This is a genomic window from Candidatus Beckwithbacteria bacterium, assembly GCA_012797845.1.
Classification (GTDB): Bacteria; Patescibacteriota; Microgenomatia; order UBA1400; family UBA1449; genus JAAZOH01.
In genome coordinates this window covers 1-6,745 of record JAAZOH010000037.1, presented here as the reverse complement: position 1 = coordinate 6,745, position 6,745 = coordinate 1, and the positions used below count along the sequence as shown (strand labels likewise).

The following is a 6,745-nucleotide window of genomic DNA, read 5'->3' as shown; positions in this document are numbered from 1 at the left end:
ATGAATACTAGATGGTAAAGCAACCTATGCTTGGTATGAGCACCCATCCAATATTTGAGTCCCATACCAGAAATTATGCCAGAACTAATCTTTCACCTCTAGTCTAAAGACTAGGGATTAATGAGCGGTATCATTTAATTGGTAATGAGCTCTAGTTATAAAGCTTTCATAAGAAGCTTGTGCATTGGAACTAGCTAATCTATATGGAAAGTCAATAATGATTAATTTCTTAATTTCAGTTTTCATAAATTCAAAATGGATTGTTTCGCAAGATGTTTATAAATAATCTCATATATCAACTCATGACCCTTACTATTGGGGTGCACTCCATCAAAGAGTAGTTTTTCGTAATCCTGTTTCTTAAATGCTTTCATTAGTTCAATAAATTGAAGTTCATTTTCCTGGCAAAACTCCTTGAGTGTTTGTTCATATTTTTCTACATCTTTTTCTATATATGATTCATTTGGTGACCACAGCATTGGATCAACTAATTTTTGATTAACTGGAGTCAAACCAACAAAATAAATTTTTAACGTATATTTCCTGGCTAATTTTATTATTTTTTGTAAATTCTCCTTAAACTGCCTCTGACCAACTCTATGTTTTTTCTGTTTACGAATATACACAGAATCATTGATCCCAAAAGCAAAGATTAGCGTCAATTTATCCCCCCAAACCCTTCTTTTTATCTCATGATTAAATCGATCGAGAATATTTGAAGAATTATCTCCAGGAATACTTAAATTGTATAAGGAATATTGCTCGTCACAGTTTGCTTTTGTATTTTGTTTATCCAAATCTTTACGAAGTCGTGCTACCCAACCACCATGCAAATCCCAATAGCCATGAGCAATACTATCGCCAAAAACAATTATATTTGCCATAAAAAAGTTAAATTGAATATTTACTTACAATTATACTCAATTGAGAATTTTAATTAGTCAATAATATTACCCAATTTCAGGATAATGGCACTTCTTCCATTTTTTACCTGACCCACACCAACATGGATCATTGCGCCCCATTTTTTTGACTTTTTTAATAGTTCCTGTCCGCCCTGATTGCGAAGCTATTGGCGGATTTTGCACTGGAGAACTGTTTACTTCACTTTGAGCTGGAGAGCTAGTAGTATCTTGTCCTGGAGTTTCAGCCTCAGGATGCTGAGTTACTACCTGAGTTGGCATGGTTTGAGGTCGGGCTACTCCGACTCGTAAAACCTGCCTCCCAATCTCAAAATCAATATTTGCAAGCAGGCGTTCAAACATGCCAAAAGCTTCATTTTTATACTCAACTAAGGGATCCCGTTGCCCATAACCTCGCAAACCAATTCCTTCCCGCAAATCATCAATAGCCGTTAAATGTTCCATCCACAACTTATCAATAGTCCGCAAGCTAATGAAGGTTTCGATTTGCCGCATTAGTTCACTGCCAAGTTCTTGCTCTCGACCTTTATAAGCACTTTCAAAAATTTCAGTGAGTTTCTCGGTAACTTTATCCTTATTTTTAAGTTTTTCTAATTCTTGCTGAATTCGTTTTTGACTATCTAAATCAAACGGCACAATTTGGGAAAATTCCCGCACCATTTGCTCGTATTCAATATCTTCAAAACCTTCAGGAGCATACATAGCTACTAAGTTTGTAATATCAGCGTTAATATTGTCAGTGATTCGTTTTTGCAAAGATAAATTTGTTTGCACTTCATCTTTTTCTAAAACACTACTTTCTTTTTCAATGCTGGCTGCCATCTCTAAAATTTGTTGGCGTCTTTTATAAATAATCTCCCGCTGCTTATTCATGACATCGTCATATTCAACCACATGCTTACGAGAGTCAAAATGGAAACCTTCAACTTTTGTCTGAGCTTGTTCAATAGCTCGCGAAACCATGCCGTGCTCTAAAGGCACATCTTCAGGCAACTTAAACATAGTCATAAGTCCTGCAATTTTATCGCCGCCAAAAAGCCGCATGATATCATCGTCCAAAGCTACATAAAATCTCGACTGGCCTGGATCACCTTGGCGACCCGATCGGCCTCGAAGTTGATTATCAATCCGCCTTGATTCATGACGTTCAGTTCCTAAGACAAACAATCCTCCTAGTTCAATCACTTTTTCATGTTCTTCTTTCCATTGATCTAATTCTTTTTCATAGGCTTTTTTGGTTTTAAAATTGACCTCATCAGGTTTAGCTCCACCCAAAACAATATCCACTCCTCGACCAGCAATATTGGTAGCAATGGTTACTGCTCCAACCTTACCAGCATCAGCAATGATCATGGCTTCTTTTTCATGATTTTTAGCATTTAAAACGTTGTGAGGAATTTTTTTGCGGCGCAAAAAATTGGAAACGATTTCGTTTTTACTAATCGAAGTTGTACCTACCAAAACGGGCTGACCTTTGGCATGAAGATTGGCAATTTCATCGGTAATAGCTGCATACTTTGCCCGAGTAGTTTTATACACCATATCAGCACTATCAATCCGAGCCACAGACCTATTGGTTGGAACCACTAAAACTTCTAGATTATAAATCTTACGAAATTCTTCAGCTTCGGTGGCAGCCGTTCCCGTCATACCAGACAGTTTTTCATACATTCTAAAATAGTTTTGAAAAGAAATAGTGGCCAACGTTTTACTCTCCTGTTGGATCTTAACATTTTCTTTAGCTTCCACTGCCTGATGCAAACCTTCTGACCAACGCCGACCGTACATTAGTCGACCAGTAAACTCATCCACAATAATAATCTGGTCTTCTTTAACTACATAATCCCGGTCTTTAAGATAAAGAGTTCTAGCTTTCAAAGCATTTTCTATGTGATGAATGACTTCAAAATCTTTTTCATACAAATTATCAATACCTAATTTTTTCTCAACCTTAGTAATTCCATGTTCGGTCAAAGCTGCTGATTTAAATTTTTCATCAATAGTGTAATCAGTGTCGGCAGATAAATCTTTAATCAGTTCGGCAAAGCGGTAGTATTTGTCAGTGGGATCAGTATCAGGAGCGGAAATAATAAGAGGTGTCCGAGCTTCATCAATCAAAATTGAGTCAACCTCATCCACAATAGCAAAGTGATGACCTCGCTGAACCATTTCCCTGAGACTTTGCACCATATTGTCCCGCAAGTAGTCAAAACCAAATTCATTATTGGTTCCATAGGTAATATCAGCTCCATAAGCTTCTTGGCGAGAAACTAGCCTTAGATGTCGTAGCCGTTCATCGTGCTGATTGCTATCCGTAAATTCAGGGTCGTAAATAAGCGCTGGCTGTTCACCTTTACCTGAATAAATAACTCCAACTGAAACTCCTAGGAGAGCAAAAATTTGAGCCATCCAACCAGCATCACGCCGAGCCAGATAATCATTGACCGTAACTAAATGGCAACCTTTACCTGTCAGACTATTTAGGTACAAAGCTGGCACGGCTGATAAAGTTTTACCTTCTCCAGTCTTTTGCTCAGCTACTTGCCCAAAATGGAAAGCCAAAGCTGCCATCAGCTGTACATCAAACATTCGCATTCCTAGAACCCTAACCCCAGCTTCCCGGGCTAGCGCGTAAGCTTCGGGTAAAACATCATCTAGCGTTTCTCCTTTTTCCAAACGCAATTTAAACTCAGCTGTATAAGCTGTAAATTCGTCTTTTTTGAGCTTTTGCATTTCACTCTCAAGCTCGTTAATTTTAGCCACCATTGGCTCATAACGTTTGAGGATTTTTTTATTTTCGTCTGTGAGTGATTTGAGCCAAGAAAGAACCATATGATATCTATATAGTCTAATTAATTAACCTCTGTATTTTAACTGTTAATAGGAAAAAGATAAAGTTTATTAACTTTATATATACCATTACTACAAAATAGTAATAAATTAATTTGAATTTTCCTGAGTAAATTCTAATGTTTCAGCTATCTGTAAAAATGAATGAAAATCATCCAAACTATCAGCTAAAATCGAAATGGCATATTCGTTATAAGGTAAGTTTCGCATACCAGTATAGCGTATTTTATTTTTATATTGCTCTTCTATTACAGGCATCATGAATTTGTCCCCCAAAATTTGAGTATAAAAAGAAGCAATTTTATGACAATTAATACAATAAAAAGTCCCGCTAGTGGAAAATTGTTTAAAGGTACCAATAACCATGCTGGAATTACCTTTTGTAATTGTTAAAGAGTTCAGGTATTCAAAATCTAGTTTTTCCTCCACAGCAACATTTAGGGGGATTTTTAATTTTAAATAGCCGTATTTTTCATAATATTCAGTTGATCCAGGGTCGTAAAATAGTTTTAGAGTATATGGCTGCCATCTACTAATATCATTATAAATATTCAAACTATTAAAAAAATTGTAATCATATATTTTATCTGGCTGAGCAAACGAATTATCATTATTCACTTTATTTGATTGAACATATTCACTTTTACTTTGTTGAACTGTATTGAGAATCTGAAAATTGATTACAATGCTTATTATCAAGCAAGTAAGGCCAAAGATAGCAAAAACGCTAGATATGTAAATTAATTTATTGTTTCTTTTTTTCATAAATATATAAGCTACCAGCTTCCACCGCCTCCACCGCCTCCACCTCCGCCAGAAAACCCACCACCAGAAGAAAATCCTGATCCACCTGACCAACCCCTAGATGAAGGGTTGTAAGATAGGGATCGACTCGTTTGCTGAGTAAAAGAATGGGTTAAAGCTCCAAGAGCATAGCCTTTGGCAAAACTAGTACTATCACCCTGGAAATATTCAGGAGGTTTGATATTGAGCTCATCCATATCTTTAGCCAGTTTATCCACCACACCCAAAGCAATCGCAAAGGGTAAAACTTCTTCAATAAATAAACGTTTTTCCTTTATCTCTTCCCGCCATTTTCCCCGTTTGATTGTTTCTTTAAGTCCTTTTGCTTGCAACATGTAGTTAGTTCCAACTGCGGTTTTTTGGACCATGTTAGTTGCAAAAATTATGATAAAAATAAAAGAAACTACTGCTACTAGCATAGGTAAGCCAGTATACAAAATTCCCGAAATCACAGTTGAAGCTATAAAAGTGCCAATTGCTAAAAAAGCCGCCAAAATAAAATACATAATTTTGGTAGTTCTGGGATTACTGGTAAACAGTTTTTTGTCTGTAACAGACTTAGCAATGAGAGACGTAGCTTTTTCCATATGCTGATAAAAAGTGCCCTTAAGTTTGGATAACATCACCTCGCTACCGGTTTTAAATAGCTGCTCTTGTAAGTATTTCTGTTGGGGAGGCAAATCTTTATCAGCTTCTTTTAATTTACTAAACTTAAAATCTTCTTTACTAGATAAAAGTCCTTTTTTTGTGGTTTGTTCAATCTTTAAATATTTTTTTCGCGCCAGATCAATAATTTCAGACACTACATCTTGATTATCCACTCGCTCATCCAACATGGTTCCCAACTCTCCTGGTGTTAATTCTTTAAGTGGTTCATAAGCCAGAGGAATGCGGTGTTTGTAAAAAAGTGGGGTGAGCTTTTTAGGTTTATCAGGGTCTTGATCAAAGATATTAGCAGAAATAAACATCCAATCTCGACCTTTATAATACCAAAGCAAAAAAGCTCCAATTGCAGGCAACAGTAAAGCTAAGATCAGAAGATTGTCCACCAGTTTTTTGATAAAAACTTGCATAGCTGTAGGAAAAGCCAGAATATTGTTTGGCTCCAAAGCTACTGCTACCGTCATATTGTCACCGTAGTTAATAGTCTGATCATAAGCAAATTGAGCTTGGTTTTTGGAAAAATTTGATTGGCACAGTTGATTATCCTGACCAAATTGGCCGCTATAACAGATCACTTTAGTAATTGGTACTAAAGGCGAATCAATTACTGCTTCAGTTTTTAAAATTGGGATTTGCCAACCTTCTCCAGTAATATCCCAATAAAGTTCATCGTGATCTTTAAAACGACGTAAGGCATCTTTGACTTTATAACTAATAATATATGTTTTAGGACCAGTAAATGTTTTATCAGCATAACCAATTTTGTAGGTATAATTGCCATTCTCCATGCTCTGGGTAAAGGGAATGCTTTGGAGTTGGCCATCGGTCACTGTAAAATTGCTAACTTTAGCCGTATAAGAAATACCATTAACGACATACCGTTGTGGCACATAGCGGTAAATCCCGTGTTTTTCTATGGTTGTTTCGTAATTAATAGTTTCAGTAATAGAAATTGAAGTATCTTGATTAATGCTAATATGAGAAGAAAAAAGCGAGATTTGATCAGCATGACTAGCTAAGACCTGAGAAGGTGCACAGCACAAAAGTAAAAATAGACCAATAAAGATTTTTTTCAATAACATATTGCAAAATCTATTTGACAGTAATTGTACAGAAGTTCTACTATGAAACATAGTAGTAGTAATTACTTATTCTTATCGCTTATGAAAAAAACTGCAGTTTTTTTTAACACAGCACAAACAAATAAAATAGATAGACATCCTTATCGACGATTAGCTATTTTATCATTATTAATTTGTCTTGTTTCAGTTGGGCTTGGCTTAAGCATTGATTATTTTTCTATCAATGCTCCTAGTCGTCAACTGGAAACTTTTGTAGTTGACCAAGATGAGATTGGAAACAAAGAAACAGTTCTTACATTTAGTGCTGCCGATTGCCGTTCTTCAAAAAAATATTGTACAACTTCAGGGAAAATATCTGCAAATTCAAGTAACATTATTGCAACCAGCGATAATGCTAATATTAATAAAAATACCGGCAAAGCT

At 35.9% G+C, this 6,745-nt stretch carries 5 protein-coding genes; 1 reads left to right on the top strand and 4 read right to left on the bottom strand.

The features are described 5' to 3' along the window. Positions 1–242 precede the first annotated feature (242 nt). From GYA49_04445 to GYA49_04430, 4 genes are all read right to left on the bottom strand, one after another. Complete coding sequence (locus tag GYA49_04445) at positions 243–884, bottom strand: hypothetical protein (protein NMC36266.1); 642 nt, start codon at positions 882–884, stop codon at positions 243–245. A gap of 66 nt (positions 885–950) precedes the next feature. After that, a complete protein-coding gene (secA, locus tag GYA49_04440) occupies positions 951–3,755 on the bottom strand; it encodes a preprotein translocase subunit SecA (protein NMC36265.1) in 2,805 nt (934 codons plus the stop codon). A 108-nt stretch (positions 3,756–3,863) separates the two neighbouring features. Beyond that, positions 3,864–4,538, bottom strand: coding sequence for a hypothetical protein (locus tag GYA49_04435; GenBank protein NMC36264.1), 675 nt, complete (start codon positions 4,536–4,538; stop codon positions 3,864–3,866). Positions 4,539–4,549: 11 nt separating this feature from the next. Next, a complete protein-coding gene (locus GYA49_04430) occupies positions 4,550–6,322 on the bottom strand; it encodes a DUF2207 domain-containing protein (protein ID NMC36263.1) in 1,773 nt (590 codons plus the stop codon). An 81-nt stretch (positions 6,323–6,403) separates the two neighbouring features. On the opposite strand from GYA49_04430, the gene GYA49_04425 reads away from it, so the two are divergent. Further along, positions 6,404–6,745: hypothetical protein (locus GYA49_04425; protein NMC36262.1), on the top strand; the 342-nt coding region annotated here is incomplete at its 3' end.

Bases quoted from the DNA above. Each gene is read 5' to 3' on its own strand.
- GYA49_04445 (NMC36266.1), bottom strand. From the start codon at position 884: ATGGCAAATATAATTGTTTTTGGCGATAGTATTGCTCATGGCTATTGG.
- GYA49_04430 (NMC36263.1), bottom strand. From the start codon at position 6,322: ATGTTATTGAAAAAAATCTTTATTGGTCTATTTTTACTTTTGTGCTGT.
- secA (NMC36265.1), bottom strand. From the start codon at position 3,755: ATGGTTCTTTCTTGGCTCAAATCACTCACAGACGAAAATAAAAAAATC.
- GYA49_04435 (NMC36264.1), bottom strand. From the start codon at position 4,538: ATGAAAAAAAGAAACAATAAATTAATTTACATATCTAGCGTTTTTGCT.